Genomic DNA, 24,944 nt, shown 5'->3' with positions numbered 1-24,944 from the left:
GACGCGGCGGGCGGACCCTGTTTCGGGGAGGCGTCGGGAGCCTGCGCGTCCGCGGCGAGGAGGGGCCGCCGGGGAGCATCCGGAGTAGCGTGAAGCCGTGCGCGACGTCCAACAGCAGATCATCTCCGAGCTCCACGTCTCCCCCGCCGTCGATCCGGCCGTCGAGGTCGAACGGCGCAGCGGATTCCTCGCCGACTACCTCCGCAGCACCGGCGCGAAGGGCCTCGTCCTCGGCATCAGCGGCGGCCAGGACTCGAGCCTCGCCGGGCGCCTCTGCCAGCTCGCGGTCGAGCAGGTCCGCGCGAGCGGCGGCGACGCCTCCTTCATCGCGGTCCGCCTGCCGTACAAGGTGCAGGCCGACGAGGAGGACGCCCAGCTCGCCCTCACGTTCATCCGCCCGGACCGCCAGGTCGTCTTCGACATCCACCAGGGCGTCGACGGCGTGGCCGCAGCATTCGGCGATGCGGTCGACGAGCCGATCAGCGACTTCGTGAAGGGCAACGTGAAGGCGCGGATGCGGATGATCGCGCAGTACGCGATCGCCGGCCAGGCCGGGATGCTCGTCGTCGGAACCGACCACGCGGCCGAGGCGGTCACCGGCTTCTTCACGAAGTACGGCGACGGCGGCGCCGACGTCCTCCCGCTCACCGGCCTCACCAAGCGGCAGGGGCGCTCGCTCCTCGAGCACCTGGACGCACCGGCCCGGCTCTACGAGAAGGCGCCGACGGCGGACCTGCTCGACGACAACCCCGGCCAGACCGACGAGACGAACCTCGGGCTCACCTACGCCGACCTCGACACGTACCTCGAGGGCGGCGAGGTCGACCAAGCCGTCGCCGAGGCCATCGAGGCGCGGTACGCCGCGACCGAGCACAAGCGCCAGGTGCCGCTGTCGATGTTCGACGACTGGTGGCGCTGAGCCGCCGCTGACAGCTTCCAGCGGCCGGCAGCTCAGGACCGCACGGGCCCCGCTGAGGCGGGGCTCCCGTGCGTCCGGCGCGGAACCGATGCGAGGACCGGACCCGCCGCGGTATCAGGAGTCGGCGCGGGCGTTGTAGACGAGCACCTCGCCGGAGTCGACGGAGGCGCGGTAGGCGCGGAACACGTCGAGGGCCTCGTCGCGGAGCACGCCGTCGACGACCTCGATGCCGCGGGCCTCGAACTGCGCGGCCCAGTCCTCGCGCATCGGCCCCTCGTCGAAGGTGCTGATCTCCTCGAGCTCGGGGCCGGAGCCCGCGACGACCAGGCGGCGCACCCCCGACCACATCGTCGCTCCGTAGCACTGCACGCACGGGCGCCAGTTGACGACCAGGTCGTGCGCGGGGAGGCCCTCGCCGCCGAGGTCCCAGGTGCCGAGCGCGGTCTGCGCGAGACCGAGCGCCGTCACCTCGGCGTGGCCGGACGAGACCCCGCTGCCGAGGACGACGTTCACTCCGACCGAGACGAGACGACCGGAGTCGCGCTCGACGACGATCGCCGCGAACGGGCCGCCGTTCCCCTCGCGGAAGTTGCGGTCGGCGAGCGCGTGCACGAGGGCCATCCGGTCCTCGAGGCTCGGGAGGACCTCGGGGACGTCGCGGAGGGCGTCGCCGATCCAGGCGGGCAGGGCGATCTCGTAGCGGGTGGCGAGGCGGTCGATGTCCATGGGTCCTCCGGGAGACGGGGCGGGGCGGGGCGGCGGGCGGAGAGGGATGCGCGGCAGGCACGGCACAAATGACGCGCGGGCGGCGGCCGTCGCCCCTCAGCCTCGCAGTGCCGAGCGCCGGAGACGGAATCGGCCCGGCGCGTCGACGCGGAGGTCAGGCGAGGAGGGCCTCGCCGAGCGCCGCGGCCTGCGCCGCCCAGAAGCGCTTCGCCACGCCGGTCCGGCGGAACAGGGCGTCGAAGCCGTGGAAGGCGCCCTCCACGATCTCGAGCCCGCACGGCACTCCGGCCGCGCGCAGGCGCTCGGCGTAGCGGACGTCCTCGTCGTGGAAGAGGTCGAGGCCGCCGACGCCGATCCAGGCCGGCGGCAGGCCCGTGAGGTCGTCGCGGCGGGCGGGGGCGGCGTAGGCCGTGACGCCGGGGCCGCCGGGCTCGCCTGCGAGGTAGGCGGTCCAGCCGAAGCGGTTGCTGCCCGGGGTCCAGACGCGGACTCCGCGCGGAGGAGGACCGGGCCGGGTGACGGTGCGGTCGTCGAGCATCGGGTAGACGAGCAGCTGGAACGCGGGCTGCGCTCCTCCGCGGTCGTGGGCGAGGAGGGTCGCACCCGCGGCGATGCCGCCGCCCGCGCTCGCGCCTCCGACGGCGATGCGCGCCGGGTCGACGCCGCGCTCCTGCGCGTGCTCGACGAGCCAGTCGAACGCGGCCAGCACGTCCTCGACGGCAGCCGGGGCCGGATGCGCGGGCGCGAGGCGGTAGTCGACGGAGACGACCGTGATGCCCAGGGTGCGGGCGAAGTCGATGCAGGACGCCTCGTCCTGGAGGTGGCTGCCGAGCACCATGCCGCCGCCGTGCACCCAGAGGAGCGCGGGAGCGGTACCGCGGACGATGCGCGGCCGATAGCTGCGGGCCCGGACGGGAGCGGCTCCGGCGACGGGGATCTCGACGTCGTCGACCACGATGTCGGGCGGAGCCTCGCCTCCCTCGGCGGCGCGTCGCGTGGCGAGGCGCAGCAGTCGCGGGCCGAGGACGATCGGCGGGAGGAAGCGGCCGAGCGCGAGGTCGGGGTGGAAGAGGGGCGCCGTCGCGGCGGTGCGGGCTGACGCGGTCATGCGCGGGAGGCTACTCCTCGCGACCGTGCCGGCGCCCCTCGGCGGGACTACGGACGCACGAGGGTCTTGATCGCGCGGCGCTCGTCCATGGCGGCGTACGCCTCGGCGATCTCCTCGAGGGGCAGCTCGAGGTCGAAGACCAGACCGGGCTCGATCGCGCCGCTGAGCACGTCGGGCAGCAGCTCGGCCATGTAGCCGCGGACCGGCGCGACTCCGCCGTTGACGCCCACGTTCGAGCCGAACATCTGGCGGACGGGCAGCTCGGGGCCTCCGTTGGGGACGCCGACGTAGCCGACCATCCCGCCGGGGCGGGCGGAGTCGAGGGCCTGCTGCATCGACTCCTTGGTGCCGACGCACTCGAGCACGCAGTCGGCGCCGATCCCGCCGGTCAGCTCGCGGACGCGCGCGACGCCCTCGTCGCCGCGGGTCTCGACGATGTGGGTCGCCCCGAAGCGGCGGGCGAGGTTCTGCCGCGACTCGTGCCGCGACATCGCGATGATCGTGGTCGCGCCGAGGCGCTTGGCCGCCAGGACGGCGCAGAGGCCGACCGCGCCGTCGCCGACGACCGCGACGGTCGAGCCAGCGGTGACGCCGGCCGAGACCGCGGCGTGGTGGCCGGTCCCCATCACGTCGGCGAGGGTGAGCAGGCTGGGGATGAGCGCCGGGTCCGGATCGATGCCCACGCGGAAGAGCGTGCCGTCGGCGAGGGGCACGCGCACCTTCTCGCCCTGGGCGCCGTCCGCGAAGCCCTCCTCGCGGACCTCGGCGCCCCACCAGCCGCCGGTGAGGCACGAGGTGGAGACGCCGTTGGCGCAGTTCGCGCAGGTGCCGTCGCAGACGTAGAACGGGGCGATCACGAAGTCGCCGACCGCGACGTCGTGCACGTCGTCGCCGATCTCCTCGACGACGCCGACGAACTCGTGGCCGATGCGGTGCGCCTCCTTGGTGGGCGTGACGCCGCGGTAGGGCCACAGGTCCGAGCCGCAGACGCAGGCCGCGGTGACGCGGACGATCGCGTCGCGCCCCGTCGAGAGCTGCGGGTCGGGGACCTCCTCGAGTCGGATGTCGCGCTCGCCGTGGATGAGTGTTGCTCGCATGGGTGCTCCTGGTCGGGAGGGGGATGGGGTCGGCGTCCACGGTACGCCCGCGACCGGCCGCGGGCGCCGGAGAGGCGGGGGCTTGCACGAACGCGCGCCGACGCGGCCCAGGTGGAGAGCCGAGGCGCGGCCGGGGGCGGTCCGGCGCCGGGCGGGAGGCGTCCTGCCGGAACGGAGGGGCCCCGCAGCAGCCCTGCGCCACGTCACGGCTGCGCCTCCGCCCAGCCGTCGCGCCCGATCACGACGTGCGCGAGGAACCGCAGGCCGCACGCCTCTGCCCCGTCGGCGATCGCCCGCGTCGCCGCACGGTCGGAGGGGAGCACCACGGCCTCGCCCGCGTGGCTGTGCGCCAGGCCGATGCCCGCCGCGCCGCGCGCCAGCACCTCGGCGAGCACGGCGGCGACGGGGATCTCGGCGTGCGCCGGGGCTCCGTCGGCCAGCGTCAGGACGTCGCGGACGGCTCCGGATTCGGCGAGCGCCACCGCCAGCACGGTCTCGACCGGCCGGGCGGCCAGCAGCGGAGCGACGAGCCCGGCCAGGCCGGCGGCGTCTGAGACGCGGGCGGCGCGCGAGGCGCGGTTCATCCTCCGCCGCAGCTCGAAGGAGGCGACCAGGCGGCAGGCGGCGACCTCACCGACTCCGCGGTGCCGCATCAGATCGGCCACCCCGGCCCGGGCGACGGCGTCGATGCCGCCGAAGCGCGCGAGGAGGCGCTGCGCGACGACGGTCGCGTTGGCGCCGCGGACGCCGGCCCCGATGAGCACGGCGAGGGTCTCGGCGTCGGTGAGCGCCTCCGGTCCGTAGGCGCGGAGGCGCTCCCTCGGCCTCTCCTCGGGAGGGAGGTCGGCCATCCGGGGGCCGGGCGTTTCGAAGGACATGCCGCCGACGCTACGGAGCCCGCCGGACGGGCGCGCCGCGGATCCCGCGACTGTGGACGACTCCCGCCCTCGCGCGCCCTGTGGAGAGACATCCCGTCGCCGCCCCCGCGCTCCTCCCCCTGCGGGAACGCAGGAGTAGCGGTACTCGACCGCGAAAACCGCGACGTCTGCGGACTCGCGACAGGGGTCGAGCACCCCGGTCAGTCCGACGCGGGCATCCCGGCCGTCACCGACAGGCTCTCGCCGTCCGGCGCCACGTCCACCAGCACCACGTCCCCGTCGCGCACCGTGCCGCCGAGCAGCGCCGTCGCCAGCTGGTCGTCGATCGCCCGCTGCATCAGCCGGCGCAGCGGCCGCGCGCCGTACTGCGGGTCGTAGCCGCGCTCGGCCAGCCACCCGCGGGCCGCGGGCGTCACCGCCAGGTCGAGCCGTCGCTCCGAGAGCCTCCTCGACAGCCGGTCGACGTACAGCGACACGATCTCGCCGAGCTCGGTGCGGTCGAGCGCGTCGAAGATCACGATGTCGTCGAGCCGGTTCACGAACTCGGGCTTGAAGGCCTGGCGCACCATCTGCTGGACCGCCTCCTCCTTCTGCGGCCGTGACAGCGCCGGGTCCACGAGGAACTGCGACCCCAGGTTGGAGGTGAGGATGAGGATCGTGTTGCGGAAGTCGACCGTCCGCCCCTGGCCGTCGGTGAGCCGGCCGTCGTCGAGCACCTGGAGCAGGACGTCGAACACCTCGGGGTGCGCCTTCTCGATCTCGTCGAGGAGCACCACCGAGTACGGGCGGCGGCGGACCGCCTCCGTGAGCTGGCCGCCCTGCTCGTAGCCGATGTAGCCGGGAGGGGCGCCGACCAGCCGCGAGACGGCGAACTTCTCGCCGTACTCCGACATGTCGATGCGGACCATCGCCTTCTCGTCGTCGAAGAGGTGGTCGGCGAGCGCCTTCGCCAGCTCGGTCTTGCCGACGCCGGTCGGCCCGAGGAAGAGGAAGGAGCCGGTCGGCCGGTCGGGGTCGGAGATGCCCGCGCGGGTGCGGCGCACCGCGTCCGCGACGGCCGACACCGCCTCGTCCTGGCCGATCAGTCGGCGGTGCAGCTCGGTCTCGAGGTGCAGCAGCTTCTCGGTCTCGCCCTGCAGGAGGCGCCCGACGGGGATCCCCGTCCAGGCGGCGATCACCGCGGCGATGTCGTCGGCCGTCACCTGCTCGTTGACCATGCGGCCCTCGGCCGGCTCCTCCTCCGCCTCGGCGGCCGCGAGCTCGCGCTCGATCACCGGGATGTCGCCGTAGAGCAGCTTCGACGCGCGCTCGAGCTTGCCCTCGCGCTGCGCCCGCTCGGCGGCGATCCGCAGGGCGTCGAGCCGGTTCTTGAGCTCGCCGACGCGGTTGAGGGAGGCGCGCTCGCGCTCCCACCGCTCCTGCAGCTCCTCGAGCTGGGCGCCGCGGCGGGCCAGGTCCTCGCGCAGCTTCTCGAGCCGCGCCTTCGAGGCCTCGTCCTTCTCCTTCTTCAGCGCCAGCTCCTCGAGCCTCAGCCGGTCGACGGAGCGGCGCAGCTCGTCGATCTCGACGGGAGCGGAGTCGATCTCCATGCGCAGCCGCGACGCGGCCTCGTCGATCAGGTCGATCGCCTTGTCCGGCAGCTGGCGGGAGGTGATGTAGCGGTTCGAGAGCGACGCGGCGGCGACCAGGGCGGAGTCGGCGATCGCCACCTTGTGGTGCGCCTCGTAGCGCTCCTTCAGCCCGCGGAGGATCGCCACGGTGTCCTCGACGGTCGGCTCGCCGACGAAGACCTGCTGGAAGCGGCGCTCGAGAGCGGCGTCCTTCTCGATGTACTGGCGGTACTCGTCGAGCGTCGTCGCGCCGATCATCCGCAGCTCGCCGCGCGCCAGCATGGGCTTGAGCATGTTCGCGGCCGCCACCGATCCCTCGCCGCCGCCCGCGCCCATCAGCGTGTGCAGCTCGTCGATGAAGGTGATGATCCGGCCGTCGGACTCCTCGATCTCCTGGAGCACGGCCTTCAGCCGCTCCTCGAACTCGCCGCGGTACTTCGCTCCGGCGATCAGGGCCGAGAGGTCGAGGCTGACGAGCTGCTTGCCCTTGAGGCTCTCGGCGACGTCGCCCGCGACGATCCGCTGGGCGAGCCCCTCGACGACGGCGGTCTTGCCGACGCCGGGCTCGCCGATGAGGACGGGGTTGTTCTTGGTGCGGCGCGTGAGCACCTGGCTGACGCGCCGGATCTCGGCGTCCCTCCCGATCACCGGGTCGAGCTTGCCGCTCGCCGCGATGGCGGTCAGGTTGACGCCGTACTGCTCGAGTGCGGACTTCTCGTCCTGCTGGGGCATCCGACCGGCCTGCATGATGGTGGTCTCCTCCGTGGCTCGAAAGTTGAGTTCGACGGACTCAACTTTACTCCCGCGACGGCTCCGGCGGTCAGGCCGTCAGAAGATCGCTGTCGCGGCCCTGGAGCGTCTCGAGCGCGTTCCGGAGGATCGAGCGCAGCCGGAACTCGTCGATCCCGGTCAGCGCCGAGATCTCGGCCTGCGAGAAGCCGCCGGCCGCAGCCAGCAGCAGGAGCTCGCGGTCCGGGCAGTCGAGGGCGAGCAGGCTGCTGCCGAGCGGACGCCGGGCGAGCTCGTGCGCGGACCCGAGGGTCTCGCAGAGGACCTCGAGCACCCAGAGCACGGGCTCCGGCGAGCGGGCGCCCTCGCGGGAGCGGCGCCAGACGGCGGTGAAGACGTCGGTGCAGAGCCGGTCGCGGCCGGCCGGGTCGGCCTGGACCGTGCCGACGCACGCCGAGACGAGGCCGCCGAAGCGGTCGACGAGCTCTCCCAGAGCGGAGGCGTCCCCCGTGGCGGAGCGGGTCAGCAGACGGGCGGCGTCCTGCGTCAGCGGCGGACGCACCCGTCCACCGGTCGCGTCCTCGCCTCCAGCACTCACAGGCCTCAGCGTGTCACCGACTCCGGGACGGCGGGACCAGTTGCGCGGAAGGGGGGTGACATGTAAGGAGCGGATCCGCTATCCGACATCAGAGGCGCGGCCAGCGCGCGCGGGCGAAGCAGAAGAGCCCGTAGGCGATGAGCCCGACGGCGACGAAGCCGAGGAGGAGCACACCTGCCGGCAGCTCCACGAGCGACTTCAGCGCCTCGTCGAGCCCGCCCGCCTGCTCCGGATCATGGGTGACGGCGGCGACGATCAGCAGCACGCCGAGAGCGCCGAGGACCACGCCCTTGGCGACGTAGCCGGCGACGCCGAGCACGGTGACGACGGTGCCCGCCGTACCGCCCGGCTCCGCGACGTTCTCGAGGAACTTCCTGCTCGCTCCGCGGTACACGAAGACGCCGCCGACCGCGAGGACGGCCAGTCCCGCGATCACGAGCAGCACGACTCCGCCCGGCGCCGAGAGCACCTGCGCGCTCGCGCTCTCGGACGACTCGGACGAGCTCGACCCGCCGCCCGTCGCGAACTTCAGCGCCGTCACGCCGAGGGCGCCGTAGACGACGGCCTTGCCCGCCTCCTTCAGCCGGCTGCCCCAGGTCTTCAGGGCGCTCTCGCGCGGGCGGACGAGGAACGCCTCGAGCAGCCCCCAGAGCGCCAGGCCGAAGAGGCCGACCGTGCAGATCCAGAGGATCACCAGACCGCCGGGCTGCGCCGCGAGGGCGCCGAGAGCACCGCTCTGGTCGGCCTCGCCTCCGCCGCCGCGGGCCACGCCGAGCGCGATCACTCCGATCAGGAGGTGGACGAGGCCGTTCGCCGCGAAGCCGCCGCGGGCGAGGGTCCGCACCGCCCGCGAGTCCTGGATGTCGTCGGCGGTGCGCTGGGCGTCGGCGGTGCTCGGAGTGTTCACAGGGTGGACGCTACGCGTTTCCACACCCCCGCGCCCGGCGCTCCGCCGTTCGGAGGTGCTCCCGGAGCCGGTTCTCCACACCTTTCCACAGGGTTGTCCACAGCTGTGGAATCGCTGGAAGGACGAGCGGATCACACGTCGACGGCGCGGACGAGTCCGTCCTGCACGCCGCCCAGCCAGTCGTAGACGCTGCGGATCGCGGCCGCGCTCCCCTCCTCCGGGACGACGTCGTCGGTGTCGTCGATCCCCAGCCGCACGGCCAGAGCGAGCCGCATGTCGGTCAGTGCGCGGAGCCAGGCGATCGCCTGCGGCTCCTCGAGACGGACCGCGACCTCGCCCAGCCCCTCGAAGATCCGGCCGTGACTCGTGCCGTCGCCGGCGTCGAGGGCCGCCGTGACGGCGCGGGCGTCGTCCATCTTGCGGGCGGCGAGGTCCGGAGCGGTGAAGCGGCGGAACTCGTCGGCCGCCTCGGCGTCGTCGCGGTAGGCGTCGGGCAGGAGGCGCGCGAGCGCTGGATCGGAGCGGGCCTCCTCCGAGGACGCCCCGCGGTCGAGCAGCTCGAGCATCTCGCCGGCCAGGTGGCGGAGGATCCCGGCCTCCTCGCGGTCGAAGCGGGCGACGGCCGCTCCGGAGGAGTCGCGGCGGAACGCGCGCATCAGCCGAGTCCTCGGATGCCGCGAGCGGGGTGCTCTCCGGTCTCCGCGGCGGCCGGGAGCAGCGGGGCGCTCACGCGTCGGCCTTCTGCAGCGTCGCCCACAGGCCGTAGCCGTGCATCGCCTCCACGTGCCGCTCCATCTCCTCGCGGTTGCCGGTCGCGACGACCGCGCGCCCCTCGGTGTGCACCTGCAGCATCAGCCGCTCCGCCTCGGCCCGGCCGAAGCCGAAGTAGCTGCGGAAGACGTACGAGACGTACGACATCAGGTTGACCGGATCGTCCCAGACCAGCACGATCCACGGGACCTCGGCCGCCGAGCGGGTCGCCAGGCGCTCGTCCGCGCGCTCGATCGTGTCCGCCATCCCTCCAGCGTAGGCCGCGGCGCGGGCGGACGCCCGGGCGCGCGGGCCGGAGCGTGCTGCCCGCAGCCCCCGAGTGACCAGGAGTCGTCGCACTCGGCGCGGGGGCACGAGGACGGGGACCGCGAGAAGCCAGGAGTCGTCGCAGTCGAGCGCGAGTGCGACGACTCCTGGACGGTCGGAGCAGAGTCAGCAGCGGCGCCCGCCCTACGCCGACAGGCGCGGCAGGACCTCCCGGGCGAAGAAGTCGAGGTGGTCGAGGTCCTGCAGGTCCATGAACTGCAGGTAGACGCGCTCGCAGCCGGCCTCGCGGAGGGACTCGAGGCGGTCGACCGCCTCGTCGACGCCGCCGGCCACTCCGTGCTCGCGCAGCTCGGCGGGCTCGCGGCCGATCGCCGCCGCACGACGCGTGAACTCCGCCTCGTCCCCTCCGCCGACCGCGATCAGCGCGACCGAGTGCACCAGCGACGAGGGCTCGCGCCCGATCGCCCGGCACGCCTCGTCGACGCGCTCGAAGGCCCCCGGGATCGCGTCGAACTCGGGGAAGGGCAGATTGAACTCGCTCGCGAACCGCGCCGCGAGCGCCGGGGTGCGCTTGGGGCCGCCGCCACCGACGATCACCGGCAGCGGCAGGCGGGCGGGCTTGGGCAGGGCAGGGGAGTCGGTCAGCGTGTAGTGCTCGCCGGCGAAGGAGTAGCGCTCGCCGACCGGCGTCGACCACAGGCCGGTCACGATCTCGAGCTGCTCCTCGAGGAGGTCGAAGCGGCGCGGAGGGAAGGGGATGCCGTACGCGGCGTGCTCCTGCTCGAACCAGCCGGTGCCGAGGCCGAGCTCGGCACGGCCCCCGGACATCGCGTCGACCTGGGCGACCTGGATCGCGAGGATCCCCGGCGGCCGGTAGGTGACGGAGGAGACGAGGGTGCCGAGCGCGATCCGCTCGGTCTCGCGGGCGAGGCCGGCGAGCGTCGTCCACGCGTCGGACGGGCCCACGCCGGGATCGCCGTCCCCCATCCGGAGGTAGTGGTCGGAGCGGAAGAAGCCGTCGTAGCCCAGGCTCTCGGCGGCCTGCGCGACGGCGAGGAGGTCCTCGTAGCTCGCGCCCTGCTGGGGTTCGGTGAAGACTCTGAACTGCACGGGTCCAGCCTCCCGCACCGGGGCCGGATCATGCCAGCCCGGCTCCCCCGGCCGGGGCCGCCGACGGGCCCCCGTGTACCGTGGACGGTTGCCGCCGACGAGAGGACCCCATGTCCGAGCACCCGTCCTCCCCGGACACCGCCCCCGCCACCGCGGGCACGACCGCCCCTCCGCACCGCCTCGCGCGGTGGGTCTTCTGGCCCGCCGCCGTCCTGACGCTGTCGATCGCGGCCTTCGCGATCCTCGCGCCCGACGCCGCGACCTCCGTGTTCTCGACACTGCAGACCACGGTCGTCAACACGTTCAGCTGGTACTACGTGCTGATCGCCGCGGTCTTCGTGGCCTTCGCGATCTGGATGGGCGTCAGCCGCTTCGGCGACATCAAGCTCGGCGCCGACGACGACGAGCCCGAGTTCTCGATGCTCGCCTGGATCTCGCTCCTCTTCGCCGCCGGCATGGGCATCGGCCTCGTCTTCTACGGCGTCGCAGAGCCGCTCACCCACTTCGCCACTCCGCGCCCGGGCGTCACCGGCACCGAGACGCAGCTCGCGCAGAGCGCGATCTCGCAGACCTACCTGCACTGGGGCGTCCACGCCTGGTCCATCTACGTGGTGGTCGGCCTCGCCCTCGCCTACGCGATCCACCGCCGCAAGCGGCCGGTGTCGATCCGCTGGGCGCTGGAGCCGCTGCTGGGCCGCCGGGTCCGCGGCGGCTGGGGCAACGCGATCGACGTGGTCGCCCTGGTCGGCACCATGTTCGGAGTCGCGACCTCGCTCGGCCTGGGCGTCACCCAGATCTCGGCGGGCCTGGAGGCGAGCGGCATCGTGGAGTCGTCGCTCACCGTGCAGATCGTGGTCATCGCCGTGGTCACGGGCCTGACCGTCTTCTCGCTGATCTCGGGCGTGGGCAAGGGCATGAAGTGGCTCTCGACCGGCAACCTGCTGCTCGCCGCCGCGCTCCTCGTCTTCGTGCTCGTCGCCGGCCCGACCCAGTTCCTCCTCCGCGAGTTCGTGCAGTCGCTCGGCAACTACCTGCAGAACTTCATCGGCCTGACCTTCACGGTCAGCGCCTACGCCGGGCGCGAGGGCGAGCAGTGGCAGGCCTCGTGGACCACGTTCTACTGGGGCTGGTGGATGTCGTGGGCGCCGTTCGTCGGCATCTTCATCGCCCGCGTCTCCAAGGGCCGGACGGTCCGCGAGTTCGTCGGCGGCGTGCTGCTCGTGCCGACGATCATGACCTTCCTCTGGTTCAGCGTCCTCGGCGGCACCGCCATCTACCGCGAGCTCTACGGCGACGGCGGCCTCGTCGGCGCCGACGGCTCGGTCGACACCAACCTGGCGCTCTTCTCGATGCTGCAGGGACTGCCCGCGGGCTCGGTGCTGACGATCGGCGCGATCCTCCTGATCGGCGTCTTCTTCGTGACCTCCGCCGACTCCGGAGCGCTCGTGATGTCGATGATCGCGACCGGCGGCGAGCCGGAGCCGCGCAACCGCATCCGCGTGTTCTTCGCCGTCGCGACCGCGCTGCTCGCCCTGTCGCTCCTGGTCGCCGGCGGCCTCGACGCCCTGCAGACCGCGGCGATCCTCTCGGCCCTGCCGTTCAGCGTCGTGATGATCCTGATGTGCGTCGCGACGGTGATCGCCTTCCGCCGCGAGATCCGCGCCTACGACAAGGCCCGCCGCAAGGCGTTCGTCGGCGACATCGGCACGTTCTACGGCCTCGAGGTCGAGGATCCGGCGGAGCGCGAGCCCGCCCACCCGATCAAGCGCCTCGCGCACCGCCTGAAGCCGGGGTCGAAGGAGTAGTCGGCTCTGAGGAGCAGCCAGGTCGGAGGAGGCCGGGCGCCGCTGGGGCGCCCGGCCGGCCGATCAGCTGGGCGACGGGATGAAGGGGTGCTCCGGCGGGTCCTGGTCGTCGCCGAGGCGGGCGTCGGCGCCCTGGTCGAGCGCCTCGTCGATCGACTCGGGGTCGTCGATCTCGGCCGGGTCCTCCGGCGGGACCGGCAGGGAGTCGCCGTCGGGGCGGGTGGTGTCGGTGACGTCCTCGGGGGCGTCGAAGCCGAAGCTGCTCATGGTTCCCTCTCCGCGGTGCGCCCGGGAGGCGGCGCCGCTGCGGGCAGCCTAGGTCGCGTCCCCGGAGGCGGTCACGGACTTGACGGGGCACCCGAGGGGCCCCGCGGGGTCGGCCTGCTCCGGAGGAGCCTCCGCCCCGGCAGCCGTCAGTGCACGTACTCGAGCAGGTCGGCTCCGAGGGTGCGCATGCCCTCCAGCACCGCGAGGCGGTAGTGCAGGGTCGTGTCGTCGAACTGGGTGGCGACCGCGTAGGCGACTCCGGCGCGCGGGCCGCGGAGGACGCCGGCCTCGGCGCGGACGCCGACGTCGGTGCCGGTCGCGTTGACGAGCAGGACCCCGTGGTCGGGGTGGCGGTGCGCGAGCGGGTCGAGCCCGAACGAGGCGGCGACCATCGAGAGGTCGGTGCCGAGCGAGAGCCAGCCGATCACCCGCGAGCTCACGGCGGCGTCCACGATCTCGCCGTTCGCGAGGGTGGCGAGCAGCCAGGTCAGCTCGCGGGCGGAGCCGATCGAGAGCTGCGGCGCGTCGTCCGGGCCGCGCTCGTCGCGCACGACGTCGAGCAGGGCGGTGCGGGAGAGGCCGAGCGCCTCGGCCCGCTCGCGCACGGCGTCGAGACCGACGCGGCGCAGCAGGACGTTGGTCGCGAGGTTGTCGCTGGAGGCCCCGACGAGGGCGGCGAGGTCGGCGATCGGCATCGACGGCACCTGGAGGTGCTGCCAGAGCCCGGAGCCCGAGACCGCGTCCGCCGCGGTCCGGTCGACCAGGCGCAGGTTCTCCTGCGGCTCGTTCGCCAGCCGGGCGGCGACCTCGATCAGCAGCACGACGGTGCCGAGGGAGGCGGTGGGCATCGAGACGGAGTCGTCGACCGCGAACAGGGTGCGGCCGGTCGCCAGGTCGACGGCGCGCGCCGAGACGACGACCCCGTCGATCGCGAGACGGCCGAGGGCGTCGAAGCCGCGCTGGAAGTTCTCGCGGTCGCCGCCGCCCTTGTGGCGCCCCCGGCGGTTGCGTCGGCTCTCACGGCGGGTCTCGCTGGTGGGGATCACCACGGGTACGGCCCCTCTACGGGTCGGGAGTGCGGTCGTGCGGAGGGGGGACCTGGGTCCTCACGCGCCGGCAGGACGCGCGATCGGCGGACGACCCCGCGGCATCGGTCGGCTCTCGATGCCCGGGGCTCCTCGTCCGTGGTGCGGAGGTGGTCGGCGGCGACTACCAGATGGTGACGCGCTCGCTCGGGGAGAGCCAGAGGGCGTCGCCTTCGGAGACGTCAAAAGTAGCGTAGAACTCGTCGATGTTCCGGACGATCTGGTTGCAGCGGAACTCGGCCGGAGCGTGCGGATCGATGGCGAGGAGGCGGATCGTCTCCTCGTCGCGGGACTTCTGCTGCCAGGCCTGCGCCCAGGAGAGGAAGAAGCGCTCGGCGCCGGTCAGGCCGTCCACGACGGGCGGCTCCTCGCCGTCCAGCGAGAGCAGGTACGCCTTCCAGGCGATGCCGAGACCGCCGAGGTCGCCGATGTTCTCGCCGATGGTCAGGGCGCCGTTCACGTGGTGCCCGGGCGTGGTCGCGGGAGCGAGCGCGTCGTACTGCGCGATGAGCGCCTTCGTCCGCTCCTCGAACGCGGCCCGGTCCTCCTCGGTCCACCAGTCGGTGAGGCGGCCGTCGCCGTCGAAGCGCGAGCCCTGGTCGTCGAAGCCGTGGCCGATCTCGTGACCGATGACGGCGCCGATCGCTCCGTAGTTCGCGGCGGGGTCGCGGGCCTCGTCGAAGAAGGGGAACTGCAGGATCGCGGCCGGGAAGACGATCTCGTTGAAGCCCGGGTTGTAGTACGCGTTGATCGTCTGCGGGGTCATGAACCACTCGTCGCGGTCGAGCGGGCGGCCGATCTTGCCGAGCTCGCGGGCGAACTCGAACTCGGCCACGCGGCGGGCGTTGCCGAGCAGGTCGGCCGGGTCGATCGAGAGGGCGGAGTAGTCGCGCCAGCGCACCGGGTAGCCGATCTTGGGCGTGAACTTCGCGAGCTTCTCGAGCGCGCGCTCGCGGGTGGCGGGGCTCATCCACTCCAGGTCGACGATGGAGCGGCGGTACGCCTCGATGAGGTTCGCGACCAGCACGTCCATCGCGGCCTTCGCCGTCTCGGGGAAGTGGCGGGCGACGTAGGTGCGGCCGACCGCCTCGCCGAGCGACCCCTCGACGAGCGAGACGGCGCGCTTCCAGCGCTCCCGCTTCTGCGGGGTGCCGGTGAGGGTGCGGCCGTAGAAGTCGAAGTTGGCGTCGACGAAGCCGCTGGACAGGTAGGCCGCGGCTCCGCGGATCACCTGCCAGGACAGCCAGTCGCGCCAGGCCGGGAGCCGGTCCTCGATGAGCAGGCCCGCGAGGCCCTGGAGGAAGCTCGGCTGGCGGACGACCACCTCGGCGAGCGCCCCCTCCGGAGCGCCCATCGCAGTGAGCCACACGCCGAGGTCGACGCCCGCGGCGAGCTCCTCGACCTCGGACCAGGAGCGGAGGTTGTAGGTCGCCTGGCTGTCGCGGCTGCGGACCTTGTCCCAGTGGGCGGCAGCCAGATCGGTCTCGAGGGCGACGATGCGCTCGGCGCGGGCCTCGGCGGCGTCGATGCCGGCCAGCGCCAGCATCCGCGCGACGAACGGCGTGTAGGCCTCGCGGACGGAGGCGAACTCCTCCTCGCGGTAGTAGCTCTCGTCCGGCAGGCCGAGGCCGCCCTGGTTGACGAAGACGAGGTAGCGCTCGGGGCTGCCCGGGTCGTTGTCGACGAAGAGGCCGAAGAGCCCGGGGACGCCGGTGCGCTCGAAGGCGCCGACCGCGCGGAGCAGGCCGGGGATCGAGTCGACCCGCTGCACGGCGGCGAGGTCGTCGGCGATCGGGGCGGCGCCGAGCTCCTCGGCCCGCTCCTCGTCCATGAAGGAGGCGTAGAGGTCGCCGAACAGGCGCTCCTCGGTGCCGTGCTGCGCGGTCTGCGCCTCGACGATGATGTCGCGCACGGCCTTCTCCGCCTCCTCCTGGAGGACGTGGAAGGAGCCGTAGCGCGCCTTGTCGGCGGGGATCTCGGTGCGGTCGATCCAGAGCCCGTTGACGTGCCGGTAGAGGTCGTCCTGCGGGCGCGTCGCGGGGTCGAGTTCGGAGCGGTCGATACCGGAGCGAGGCGTCGTCGAGGTCATGGCGGACAGCCTACGTCGGGCCGCCGACACGGTGGCGCGAGGTGCGGCGGGTCGAGCGCGGAGCCGCGGAGGGCGGGCGCGGAGCCGCGGGAGGGCCGGGCGCGCCACCGTCCGGCTCGCGGGGGCGGACTGCTCCTGCGAGCCGGACGGTGGCCGACGGGGACGCCGGAGCGTCAGCGCCCGAGCTGCTCCTCGACGTACGCGCGGATCGGCGTGGTCGGCCGCCCGATCAGGCGGGCGAGCGAGCCGTCGGTCCCGCCGAGGAGGCCGTCGGCGATGTTCGCGTCGAGGCCGACGACGAAGCCGACTCCGCCCTCGGGGACGCCGGCGCCGGTGAGGACGCGGGCGTGCTCGTCGGAGGAGACGTGACTGATCGCGGCGTCGCGTCCGGCGACCTCGGCGACGATCGCGGCCAGCTCGTCGAAGCTCCAGGCGGTGTCGCCGGAGAGCTCGTGCACGGTGCCGACCAGGGACGGGTCGGTCAGGGCGACCGCTGCGGCCTCGGCGTAGTCGGTGCGCGCGGCGCTGGCGACGCGGCCCTCGCCGGCGCTCGAGAGGGTGCTGCCGGTGGAGGCGAGCTCGGCGACGGTCTGCTCGTAGTTCTCGTTGTACCAGCCGTTGCGGAGGACGACGGCGGGGACGCCGCTGGCGGCGATCGCCTCCTCCGTGGCCTTGTGCTCGGGGGCGAGGATGAGCGCGCTCGTGGTCGCCTTCGGGGCGCTCGTGTAGACCAGGCGCGCGCCGGCGCGGACGGCGGCGTCGATCGCGGCGGTGTGCTGCGCGACGCGCCTGCCGACCTCGGAGCCCGAGACGAGGAGGACGGCCTCGGCGCCGGAGAAGGCGTCGTCGAGCGAGGCGGGGTCGTCGAAGTCCGCGACGGCGGTGCGGACGCCGAGGTCGGCGGCGAGCGCCTCGAGCTTCGCGGCGTCGCGGCCGGTGGCGACGATGTCGGAGGCGGCGGTGCCGCGGGCGAGCAGGTGCTCGACGGCGAGACGGCCGAGGTGACCGGTGGCTCCGGTGACGACGAGGGTCATGAGGGGTCCTTCCTGACGGGTGGGGCGGGCGGGGTCCGCCGCCAGGAGGGTGCAACCGGCGCATCCTCCTCCTGCTTCCCGGAATGCAGTACCCACTATTTCGTTAGTACTGTCATCACCCCTGTCCCGAGGAGCACCCATGACGATCGCCGACTCCCCCCTGCTCGCCGGGGACGTCTACTCCGCCGACTGCCCGAGCCGCGAGGTCTTCGGCCACGTCACCAGCAAGTGGGGCGTCCTGGTGCTCGCGGCGCTCGCTCCGGGCACGCTGCGCTGGAGCGCTCTGCGGCGCCGGATCGGCGGGATCAGCGAGAAGATGCTCGCTCAGACGTTGCGGATCCTGGAGGAGGACGGCTTCGTGCACCGCGAGGCGCGGCCGGTCGTCCCGCCGCACGTCGAGTACCGGCTGACGCCGCTGGGAGCGGAGCTGGCGGATCGGCTGCTGCCGGTCGTCGAGTGGATCGCGGGGAACGTCGGGGCGGTCCTGGAGGCGCGCTCGGAGGGCCGCCGGGAGGGAAGGTGAGCCTCACCTTCTTGTGAGAACGTTCACAATCCGTTCAGGGAGGAGCCTCCACCCGGCGGCATCGGCGCCCCCTCCCCCTGCTTGCCTCGATCGCGTCTCCTGCTCGTGATCGAAGGACCTCCATGTCAGACACCGCCCGCCGCCCGCTCCTCCTCCCGATGGCCGGCCACGTGCGCGGCAAGCGCAGCCCCGTCACCTGCGCGCTGAAGTGCGCCAACGCCTGCTCCACCGCGACCTGCAACACGTCGCACAACAGCTACTTCCGCGACATCGTCTCGTCGCAGCTCTCCCGCCGCAGCGCCCTCGGCCTCGGCCTGGCCGGCGCGGTCACCGTCGCCGTCGCCTCCGCCGGAGGAGCGCCCACCGCCGAGGCGGCCGTGGCGACCGCGGCCGACGGCTCGCCGCTCGCCTTCACTCCCATCGCTCCGGTGCCGTACACGGTCGACCGGTTCACCGTCCCCGAGGGCTTCGCCTGGCAGCCGATCATCCGCTGGGGCGACCCGCTCTTCGCCGACAGCCCCGCCTTCGACATCGCCGACCAGACGGAGGCCGCCCAGGCCGCGCAGTTCGGCTACAACAACGACTACACCGACATCGTCGAGATCCCGGGCTCGAAGCGCCTCCGCGCCCTGCTCGTCGTGAACCACGAGTACACGAACGAGAGCATCATGTTCCCGGCCGCGCAGCTCGAGGCGGAGCCGGAGCGCGTGCGCGCCGTCGGCCGCGCCGCCCACGGCCTCAGCGTCGTCGAGCTGGTCCGCACCGCGGTCGACCGCCCGTGGGCCTACGTCCGCGGGGGCGAGCGCAACCGCCGCTACCTGATCGACACCCCCTACGAGGTGACCGGCGCCGCCGCCGGCACCGACCCGCTGAAGACGGTCGCCGACCCCGAGGGCCGCACCGTGCTCGGCACGCTCGGCAACTGCTCCGGGGGCACGACGCCGTGGGGCACGATCCTCTCGGGCGAGGAGAACTTCAACGGCTACTTCCGCGCCGTCGGCACGAGCGACGCCGAGAAGCGCTACGGCCTCGCCGACTCCGAGACCTCGCGCCTCTGGGAGCTCGACGACCCCCGCTTCGACGCCCGCACCCCGGGCTACGAGAACGAGCCGAACCGCTTCGGCTGGATCGTGGAGTTCGACCCCTTCGACCCCGACTCCACGCCGAAGAAGCACACGGCGCTCGGCCGGCTCAAGCACGAGGGCGCGAACGTCATCATCGCCCCGGACGGCCGCGTGGTCGCGTACCAGGGGGACGACGAGCGCTTCGACTACCTCTACAAGTTCGTCTCGACGAAGCGCTACATCGAGGGCGACCGCGCCCACAACAAGACCCTGCTGGAGGAGGGCGACCTCTACGTCGCCCGCTTCACCGGCGACTCCCCCGTGGCCGAGATCACCGGCACCGGGGCGGTCCCCTCGGACGGCGGCTTCGACGGCATCGGCGAGTGGCTGCCCCTGGTGCTGAACGGCGCCTCGACGATCGCCGGGATGAGCGTCGCCGAGGTGCTCGTCCACACCCGCCAGGCGGCGGACGCCGCGGGCGCGACCAAGATGGACCGCTGCGAGGACGTGCAGCCCAGCCTGGTCAGCGGCCGGATCTACGTGGCCTGCACCAACAACTCCGCCCGCGGCACCGAGGGCGCGAAGGAGGGAGCGACCGAGGTCAACCCGCGCACCGAGAACCGCGACGGCCACATCGTCGAGATCATCGAGGACGGCGGCGACCAGACCGGCCGCACCTTCACCTGGAACCTGCTGATGCTCTGCGGCGACCAGGCGCAGGGCGACGTCGTCTACTTCTCCGGCTTCCCGGCGGACCAGGTCTCGCCGATCTCGTGCCCGGACAACCTGGCCTTCGACTCGGTCGGGAACCTCTGGATCTCGACCGACGGCGCCCCGAGCGGCATCGGCTACAACGACGGGCTCTTCAAGGTCGCGCTCGAGGGCGCGACGCGCGGCAGGGTGGAGCAGTTCCTCTCGGTGCCCCGCGACGCCGAGACCTGCGGACCGATCGTCCACGACCTCGACCAGCACGTGTTCGTGGCGGTGCAGCACCCGGGCGAGGAGGGCACCTTCGAGGCGCCGACCTCGTTCTTCCCGGACTACGGATCGACGGCGGCGGGAGCGGTGGCGGCACCGCGTCCGACCATCGTGCAGATCCTGCCGGCGTCGCAGGTGGTGGCGCCGACTCCGACGCCGACCGCCGGGCCGACCACGGCACCGACGACCCCGCCGACCACCGCGCCCACGGCGACTCCCACCACGGCGCCGACCGCCGGGCCGACCGCGGCGCCCACCGCGGCTCCGTCCCCGGTGCCCACGACCGCGCCGACCGGCACTCCCACCCCGCTGCCCGTCGGGGGCTCGGGCGGCGGGCTGGCCTCGACCGGAGTCGAGAGCGTCGGCCTGATCGCGGGCGCCACCGCGCTCCTGGCCGCGGGCGCCACCGCGCTCGGACTCGGAGCGCGCCGCCGCGCGGCCTCCGAGGGCGAGGACGACCAGCAGGCGTGAGGCGTGACAGGGCCCGGGACCGATCGCAGGATCGGGGCCCGGGCCCTGTCGCGCTCGGGGACCCGCCGCTCAGGCCCCCGGGACCGGCGGGCCGGTGCGCCAGCGGAGGATCGCCGCGGCGTCGGGGCCGTGCGGCAGCGTCACCACGTCGATCCCCTCCGGAGCGGTGCGGGAGTCGGTGACGAGCACGCGCGCGTCCGTGAGCACGGCGGCGCGGGCCAGCGCGAGGGCGGCGTCGACGGAGTCGATCACCTCGGCGCCCAGCGCCTCCTCCGGGGCCGACGCGACCCACGGCTCCGCGGCGAGCGCCAGCAGAGCGCGCTCGCGCAGCCGGCCGGGGTCGAGTACCAGCGTCTCGACCTGTGCCGAGGCCAGCGCCGTGACGATCGCGCCGAGCGAGTACTCGACGGTGCGGCGCGGCTCCCCGGTGCGCAGGGCGTCGAGCACGTCCTCCTTCTCGCGCAGCAGGATGCGGTCGAGCTGCTCGTCGACGAACCGCTCCAGCGCCCCCTCCTCGCTGCCGGCGGCCCGCGTGTTCACGGGCTCGACGGCCAGGATCGCGGCGCTGCTCGGCGAGAGCTGCTGCGCGAGCAGCTGCCGGGCGTGGATGTCCCCCGCGACGACCAGCAGGCACGGCCGGTGCACGCGCACGAGCTCGTCCACCGCGGCGGCGAGCTCGGCCTGCGTGCGCCGCCAGATCTCCTCCGCGTGGTGGTGGAACCGGTCGTGCCGCCAGCCGCCGGCCTGCGCCTTGTGGAGGGTGTCGGTGCGGCCCTGCACGGCCTGCTCGGCCTCGGGTCGCTGCGCGCCCAGGCGGTGCAGGCGGATCTCGCCGCCGTCCCGCGAGGTCTCGACGACGAGGACGCGCAGGTCGGGCCGGTGCTGCAGCAGCGGCACGATGTCGGGGAGCGGGCTGTAGGAGACGCCCTCGGGCGCGACCGGCCGACCCGGCAGCACCTCGTTCAGCACGACCCTCCCGTCCACGGCGACCGCGAAGAGGCAGCAGCCGCCCTGGGGGCGCCCGGCCCCCTCGAGCAGAGCGGTGAGGGCCCGGATGTCGGCCTGCGGCGCACCCTGGCGGGCGAGCTCGTCTCCGAGGGACGTGGCGCGCTCGAGCGAGATGTCCGGCGGATCGCCGGAGTCGATCGCGAGGTCGACGTAGAGCTGCGACACGGGCCGGGAGTCGCGGAGGAGCTCGGCCAGGGTCGGGAGAGCGGGGGTGGTGGTCACCATCGGGTCGTCCTTTCCTGTCGTGTCCCGACAGTGTCGGACGGCAGGAGCGGGAGGAGGGACGGGGTTGACTGCTCGCGCGCGCCTCAGAGCAGGCGGCGCGCGGAGGCCCAGGCGGTGAGCTCGTAGCGGGAGGAGAGCTGCAGCTTGCGGAGGACGGCGGAGACGTGGGACTCGACCGTCTTGACCGAGATGAAGAGCTCGGCCGCCGCCTCCTTGTAGGCGTAGCCGCGGGCGATCAGGCGCATCACCTCGCGCTCGCGGGCCGAGAGCCGGTCGAGCTCGTCCACCGACTCCGCCTGCTCGCCCGCCAGCGCCCCGAAGGCGTCGAGCACGAAGCCGGCCAAGCGCGGCGAGAACACGGCGTCCCCGCCCGCCACCGCGAGCACGGCCCGGCTCACCTCGGCTCCGGAGCTGGCCTTGGTGATGTAGCCGCGTGCGCCGGCGCGGATCACGCCGACCACGTCCTCCGCAGCGTCCGAGACGCTCAGCGCCAGGAAGCGCGACGACGACCCGGCGCTGCGCCGCAGCACCTCGGCCCCGCCTCCGCCCGCACCGCCCGGCAGGTGCACGTCGAGCAGCACCACCTCGGGCGCGAGCGAGGCGACCAGGCCGACGGCGGAGTCGACGTCGGCCGCCTCCCCGACGACCTCGAGCTCGGGGGCGAGGTCGGCCCGCAGGCCGGAGCGGAAGATGGAGTGGTCGTCGACCAGCAGCACGCGGGTCACCGCTCGACCTCCGCGGGGAGCCGCAGATGCACCTCGGTGCCGGTGCCGCCGACTCCGGGGCGCACGGTCGCGCTGCCGCCCGCGCGCGCCATCCGGCCGATGATCGACTCGCGGATGCCGAGGCGGTCCCCGGGCACCTCGTCGAGGACGACGCCGGGGCCGCGGTCGCGCACGAACACGTCGACGCCCTGCACGGAGGACTCGAGGTACACCGAGACGTCGCCGCCCGCGTGCCGGGCCGCGTTCAGCACGGCCTCGCGGGTCGCGGCGAGGAGCGCGGCGGCGCCGGGGACGGACGCTCCGACGGCCACCACCTCGAGGTGCACGGGGTAGTCGAGCTCGACGGCGGCGGCGATCGCTCGGACCTCGGCGGCCAGGTCGTTGGCGACCGGGACGTCGCGCTCGAACAGCCAGTCGCGCAGCTCCCGCTCCTGGGCGCGGGCGATGCGGGCGACCTCGCTCGAGGCTCCGGCGCGGTTCTGGATGAGCGCGAGGGTCTGCAGCACGGAGTCGTGCAGGTGCGCGGCGATCTCGGCCCGCTGCTCCTCGCGCACGCGGGCGGCCCGCTCGCCCATCAGCTCGGACCAGAGGGTCACCACCCGGGGCGCGGCCAGCACACCGGCGGCGATCAGCAGCACGCCCACGGCGAGCACCGCGTTGAGGGCGCTCGGGCGGCCGGTGAGCACGGCCGCTCCGGCGAGCACCAGCAGCGCGCAGGAGGCGAGGCGCACCGCGGAGCCGTACCGGGCGGGGCGGACGGCGTCGCCGCGGTCGAGCCCGAGGCTCCAGCCGACGGCTCCTCCCGCGAGCAGGCCGACGGCGACGAGCGCGCGCGTGATGTCGGCGTCGTCGCCGCTGTCGACGGTGATCAGCACGGCGAGCGCCGCGACGGCGGCGGCGAGGGTCAGCAGGCCGGCCACGGGAGCGGAGCGGCGGACGGCCGGATCCGCGTCGCGCGAGTCGAGCGGCGCGAGGGGCACCAGGGCCCAGAGCCAGAGGTAGAGGAGCGCGCCGCCCCCGCCGAGCGCGGTCGTGAGGACGGCCAGGAGGCGGGTCCTCCGCACGCTCCAGCCGAGGTGGTCGGCGACCGCGGTGCACACTCCGCCGAGCAGCATCGTCCGCGGCCGCTGCAGCGGGGGGCGGACGGCGGTGCCGGGGACTGTGCTCACCCCTGCATCCAAACAGGTCGGCCGCACGATCGGGGGTGCTCTCGGGGTCGGATCAGGGGTTCCCCCGATGGTCCGGGCCGTGGAGCGCACGGGAGACTCGCAGCATGACAGGACAGAGCACGACCCCGCCGGGCTCCGCGGAGCCGGACGGCACGGAGGCGGCGAGCACAGCGACGACGCCGATCGGGACGGATCCCGGAGCCGCCGGCCCCGAGAGCCCCGGCCCGGGAGCCCCCGGCCCCGCCGATCCGCCCCCCGCGCCCGAGAACCGCTTCGTGCTCTGGCTGCGCGGCCTCGACCTGCCCCGCCGTCCCGGCTGGATCGGCGGCGTCTGCGCGGGGATCGCCGACCGGCTCGGCATCGACCCGCTGATCGTGCGCGGGATCGTGCTCGTCGTCGCAGTGCTGGGCGGGCCCGCGCTCCTCCTCTACGCCGCGGCCTGGCTGCTGCTGCCCGACCAGGACGGCGCCCTGCCGGTGGAGCGGCTGCTCCGCGGCTCGCTCGACCGGGTGCACGCCGGGATCGGCGTCCTCGTGCTCGCCTCGATGCTGCCGGTGGCGCAGGGCTTCTGGTCGCTCGGCGGCGCGTACACCGGGGCGATGCCCTGGGCACCCGCGACCGGGCGGACGCTGTGGTCGCTCGTGGTGCTCGGGCTGATCGTGGCCTTCGTGGTCTGGATCGTGCGGCGGAGCCGGCGGTCGGACGACGCGGCCGCCCACCCGGCCCCGGCATCCCCGTCCGCACACCCCTCCGCGACGCTCCCCTACCCCGCGCCCTCCGCTCCGGCCTACCCCGCACCCGACCCCGGCCTGCAGGACGAGCGCCCCTCGTCCCCCGAGGCCGTCGCCGAGTGGCGCGAGCGCCAGGAGGCCTGGCGGGCCGAGCGGGAGGCGTTCCGCGCCCAGCAGAGCGCGTCGGCCCGCGAGACGGCCCGCGCCCGGGCGGAGGAGGCGCGAGTCGCCGCCGCCGCCGTCACCGCCGCGCGCCTGGAGCGCCAGCGCCTCCGACGCGCCGCGAACCCCCGGCTGCGGGCGAGCCTCACGCTGCTCGCCCTGGGCGCCGCCGCACTGACCGGCGCACTGGTCTCGCTCACCGCCTCCGGGCCGACGGCCCTCGTCGTCGGAGCCGCCTCGGCCGCGCTCGTGCTCGCCGTGGTGATCGTGCTCGCCGGCCTGTTCCGGAGGCGCGCGATCGCGCTGGTCGCCCTCGCGACGGTCGCGCTGGTCACGGCCGCCTGCGCCGCCGTGCTGCCGACCGACCGCGAGCTGCTCCCCGTGCTGGGCACCTACGGCTTCTCGAGCGCCGCTCCCGGCCGCTACGCGACGCTCGCGGCGAGCGACCTGCGCGTCACGGTCGCACCCGGCTACGAGACCTCCGGCGAGCCGCTGGACCTCTGGATCGGCTACGGGCACGTGTCCGTCGCCACGATGGCGGGAACGGCGGTCCGCCTCGAGGCGACCACGGAGGACACCGAGCTCCTCGTTCTGGACGCCGACGGAGGCGCGATCGACGCGCCCCGCGAGGTCCGCACCGCCGACGGCCGTCAGCTGTGGACGCAGACCTTCGGCGATCCCGAGGCCGAGCCGTTCGTGGTCCGCATCGCCCAGGAGGGCGGGTCGATCCGCGTCCAGGACTCCACACCGGGCGCCGACTCCGGCACCACTGCGCCGGACGCCGATCCAGAGGTCCAGCGGCTCGCCGGAGGTCTCGTAGCCGGGTGCGACCGTGACGCGCAGGTCGCTCGCCGCGAGCTGCTCCCCGTGCTGGGCACCTACGGCTTC

Annotated in this window: 21 protein-coding genes and 1 pseudogene; 5 read left to right on the top strand and 17 right to left on the bottom strand. The window is 74.0% G+C overall.

Annotated elements, in window-relative coordinates; translation table 11 throughout:
- Positions 1 to 97 precede the first annotated feature (97 nt).
- Complete coding sequence (gene nadE, locus C5C99_RS13440; protein WP_104225736.1) at positions 98 to 919, top strand: ammonia-dependent NAD(+) synthetase; 822 nt, start codon at positions 98 to 100, stop codon at positions 917 to 919.
- Between the two features lie 114 nt (positions 920 to 1,033).
- On the opposite strand, the gene C5C99_RS13435 is transcribed toward nadE, so the two are convergent.
- From C5C99_RS13435 to C5C99_RS13390, 10 genes are all read right to left on the bottom strand, one after another.
- Positions 1,034 to 1,645 (bottom strand): nucleoside deaminase, encoded by a 612-nt coding sequence (locus tag C5C99_RS13435; RefSeq protein WP_181027247.1) that lies wholly within the window; start codon positions 1,643 to 1,645, stop codon positions 1,034 to 1,036.
- Positions 1,646 to 1,799: 154 nt separating this feature from the next.
- Positions 1,800 to 2,753, bottom strand: coding sequence for an alpha/beta hydrolase (locus C5C99_RS13430; RefSeq protein ID WP_104260961.1), 954 nt, complete (start codon positions 2,751 to 2,753; stop codon positions 1,800 to 1,802).
- Between the two features lie 47 nt (positions 2,754 to 2,800).
- The gene (locus C5C99_RS13425; RefSeq protein ID WP_104222823.1) at positions 2,801 to 3,850 is read right to left on the bottom strand and encodes a zinc-dependent alcohol dehydrogenase family protein; all 1,050 of its coding nucleotides are present in this window, start codon (positions 3,848 to 3,850) and stop codon (positions 2,801 to 2,803) included.
- A gap of 203 nt (positions 3,851 to 4,053) precedes the next feature.
- Positions 4,054 to 4,728: a RadC family protein gene (locus C5C99_RS13420; RefSeq protein ID WP_146085515.1), complete on the bottom strand. Its 675-nt coding sequence runs from the start codon at positions 4,726 to 4,728 to the stop codon at positions 4,054 to 4,056.
- A 200-nt stretch (positions 4,729 to 4,928) separates the two neighbouring features.
- The gene (locus C5C99_RS13415; protein ID WP_374952925.1) at positions 4,929 to 7,070 is read right to left on the bottom strand and encodes an ATP-dependent Clp protease ATP-binding subunit; all 2,142 of its coding nucleotides are present in this window, start codon (positions 7,068 to 7,070) and stop codon (positions 4,929 to 4,931) included.
- An 88-nt stretch (positions 7,071 to 7,158) separates the two neighbouring features.
- Entirely contained in the window at positions 7,159 to 7,665 is a 507-nt protein-coding gene (locus C5C99_RS13410) for an RNA polymerase sigma factor (protein ID WP_146078885.1), read from the bottom strand.
- An 88-nt stretch (positions 7,666 to 7,753) separates the two neighbouring features.
- On the bottom strand, positions 7,754 to 8,572 hold the full coding sequence (locus tag C5C99_RS13405) for a DUF1206 domain-containing protein (RefSeq protein WP_104225741.1): 819 nt from the start codon (positions 8,570 to 8,572) through the stop codon (positions 7,754 to 7,756).
- A gap of 131 nt (positions 8,573 to 8,703) precedes the next feature.
- Positions 8,704 to 9,228, bottom strand: a complete 525-nt coding sequence (locus C5C99_RS13400; protein WP_104225742.1) for a DUF2017 domain-containing protein — start codon at positions 9,226 to 9,228, stop codon at positions 8,704 to 8,706.
- Positions 9,229 to 9,298: 70 nt separating this feature from the next.
- Positions 9,299 to 9,589 (bottom strand): ATP-dependent Clp protease adapter ClpS, encoded by a 291-nt coding sequence (clpS, locus tag C5C99_RS13395; RefSeq protein ID WP_104222829.1) that lies wholly within the window; start codon positions 9,587 to 9,589, stop codon positions 9,299 to 9,301.
- 204 nt (positions 9,590 to 9,793) lie between these two features.
- Positions 9,794 to 10,720: an LLM class F420-dependent oxidoreductase gene (locus C5C99_RS13390; protein WP_104222830.1), complete on the bottom strand. Its 927-nt coding sequence runs from the start codon at positions 10,718 to 10,720 to the stop codon at positions 9,794 to 9,796.
- 110 nt (positions 10,721 to 10,830) lie between these two features.
- On the opposite strand from C5C99_RS13390, the gene C5C99_RS13385 reads away from it, so the two are divergent.
- Positions 10,831 to 12,525 (top strand): BCCT family transporter, encoded by a 1,695-nt coding sequence (locus C5C99_RS13385; protein ID WP_104239473.1) that lies wholly within the window; start codon positions 10,831 to 10,833, stop codon positions 12,523 to 12,525.
- A gap of 63 nt (positions 12,526 to 12,588) precedes the next feature.
- On the opposite strand, the gene C5C99_RS13380 is transcribed toward C5C99_RS13385, so the two are convergent.
- From C5C99_RS13380 to C5C99_RS13365, 4 genes are all read right to left on the bottom strand, one after another.
- Positions 12,589 to 12,792 (bottom strand): hypothetical protein, encoded by a 204-nt coding sequence (locus tag C5C99_RS13380; RefSeq protein ID WP_104222832.1) that lies wholly within the window; start codon positions 12,790 to 12,792, stop codon positions 12,589 to 12,591.
- Between the two features lie 146 nt (positions 12,793 to 12,938).
- Entirely contained in the window at positions 12,939 to 13,841 is a 903-nt protein-coding gene (locus tag C5C99_RS13375) for a serine hydrolase (RefSeq protein WP_104222833.1), read from the bottom strand.
- Positions 13,842 to 14,001: 160 nt separating this feature from the next.
- Positions 14,002 to 15,966 (bottom strand): M13 family metallopeptidase, encoded by a 1,965-nt coding sequence (locus tag C5C99_RS13370; RefSeq protein WP_104319342.1) that lies wholly within the window; start codon positions 15,964 to 15,966, stop codon positions 14,002 to 14,004.
- Between the two features lie 173 nt (positions 15,967 to 16,139).
- Positions 16,140 to 17,000 carry an NmrA family NAD(P)-binding protein gene (locus tag C5C99_RS13365; protein WP_104262604.1) on the bottom strand — a complete coding sequence of 287 codons (861 nt, stop codon included), beginning with the start codon at positions 16,998 to 17,000 and terminating at the stop codon, positions 16,140 to 16,142.
- Between the two features lie 139 nt (positions 17,001 to 17,139).
- Here C5C99_RS13365 and C5C99_RS13360 point away from each other — a divergent pair, with 139 nt between their 5' ends.
- Both C5C99_RS13360 and C5C99_RS13355 read left to right on the top strand, forming a co-directional pair.
- A complete protein-coding gene (locus C5C99_RS13360) occupies positions 17,140 to 17,523 on the top strand; it encodes a helix-turn-helix domain-containing protein (RefSeq protein WP_104340232.1) in 384 nt (127 codons plus the stop codon).
- Positions 17,524 to 17,645: 122 nt separating this feature from the next.
- Positions 17,646 to 19,685: pseudogene (locus C5C99_RS13355) on the top strand (PhoX family phosphatase); the annotation flags it as partial.
- Between the two features lie 420 nt (positions 19,686 to 20,105).
- Here the strand turns inward: C5C99_RS13355 and C5C99_RS13350 are convergent.
- The 3 genes from C5C99_RS13350 to C5C99_RS13340 all read right to left on the bottom strand — a co-directional run bounded on the left by C5C99_RS13350 (position 20,106) and on the right by C5C99_RS13340 (position 23,163).
- Positions 20,106 to 21,269: a Vms1/Ankzf1 family peptidyl-tRNA hydrolase gene (locus tag C5C99_RS13350; RefSeq protein WP_104340230.1), complete on the bottom strand. Its 1,164-nt coding sequence runs from the start codon at positions 21,267 to 21,269 to the stop codon at positions 20,106 to 20,108.
- An 83-nt stretch (positions 21,270 to 21,352) separates the two neighbouring features.
- On the bottom strand, positions 21,353 to 21,994 hold the full coding sequence (locus C5C99_RS13345; RefSeq protein WP_104225749.1) for a response regulator transcription factor: 642 nt from the start codon (positions 21,992 to 21,994) through the stop codon (positions 21,353 to 21,355).
- Positions 21,991 to 23,163, bottom strand: coding sequence for a sensor histidine kinase (locus C5C99_RS13340; RefSeq protein ID WP_104222840.1), 1,173 nt, complete (start codon positions 23,161 to 23,163; stop codon positions 21,991 to 21,993). Before C5C99_RS13340 ends, C5C99_RS13345 begins: the two co-directional genes overlap by 4 nt.
- Before the next feature lie 104 nt (positions 23,164 to 23,267).
- Between C5C99_RS13340 and C5C99_RS13335 the strand changes: the two genes are divergently transcribed.
- On the top strand, positions 23,268 to 24,944 hold a 1,677-nt coding region (locus C5C99_RS13335), incomplete at its 3' end, for a PspC domain-containing protein (RefSeq protein ID WP_104340229.1).

The sequence above is a fragment of the Rathayibacter sp. AY1C4 genome (genome assembly GCF_002932195.1).
Classification (GTDB): Bacteria; Actinomycetota; Actinomycetes; order Actinomycetales; family Microbacteriaceae; genus Rathayibacter.
This window is presented reverse-complemented; position numbering and strand designations above follow the sequence as displayed.

Excerpts from the sequence above, each read along its gene's own strand:
- C5C99_RS13430 (WP_104260961.1), bottom strand. The coding sequence starts at position 2,753 with ATGACCGCGTCAGCCCGCACCGCCGCGACGGCGCCCCTCTTCCACCCC.
- clpS (WP_104222829.1), bottom strand. The coding sequence starts at position 9,589 with ATGGCGGACACGATCGAGCGCGCGGACGAGCGCCTGGCGACCCGCTCG.
- C5C99_RS13385 (WP_104239473.1), top strand. The coding sequence starts at position 10,831 with ATGTCCGAGCACCCGTCCTCCCCGGACACCGCCCCCGCCACCGCGGGC.
- C5C99_RS13365 (WP_104262604.1), bottom strand. The coding sequence starts at position 17,000 with ATGACCCTCGTCGTCACCGGAGCCACCGGTCACCTCGGCCGTCTCGCC.
- C5C99_RS13415 (WP_374952925.1), bottom strand. The coding sequence starts at position 7,070 with ATGCCCCAGCAGGACGAGAAGTCCGCACTCGAGCAGTACGGCGTCAAC.
- C5C99_RS13425 (WP_104222823.1), bottom strand. The coding sequence starts at position 3,850 with ATGCGAGCAACACTCATCCACGGCGAGCGCGACATCCGACTCGAGGAG.
- C5C99_RS13435 (WP_181027247.1), bottom strand. The coding sequence starts at position 1,645 with ATGGACATCGACCGCCTCGCCACCCGCTACGAGATCGCCCTGCCCGCC.
- C5C99_RS13400 (WP_104225742.1), bottom strand. The coding sequence starts at position 9,228 with ATGCGCGCGTTCCGCCGCGACTCCTCCGGAGCGGCCGTCGCCCGCTTC.
- C5C99_RS13360 (WP_104340232.1), top strand. The coding sequence starts at position 17,140 with ATGACGATCGCCGACTCCCCCCTGCTCGCCGGGGACGTCTACTCCGCC.
- C5C99_RS13380 (WP_104222832.1), bottom strand. The coding sequence starts at position 12,792 with ATGAGCAGCTTCGGCTTCGACGCCCCCGAGGACGTCACCGACACCACC.
- C5C99_RS13420 (WP_146085515.1), bottom strand. The coding sequence starts at position 4,728 with ATGTCCTTCGAAACGCCCGGCCCCCGGATGGCCGACCTCCCTCCCGAG.
- C5C99_RS13370 (WP_104319342.1), bottom strand. The coding sequence starts at position 15,966 with ATGACCTCGACGACGCCTCGCTCCGGTATCGACCGCTCCGAACTCGAC.
- C5C99_RS13350 (WP_104340230.1), bottom strand. The coding sequence starts at position 21,269 with ATGGTGACCACCACCCCCGCTCTCCCGACCCTGGCCGAGCTCCTCCGC.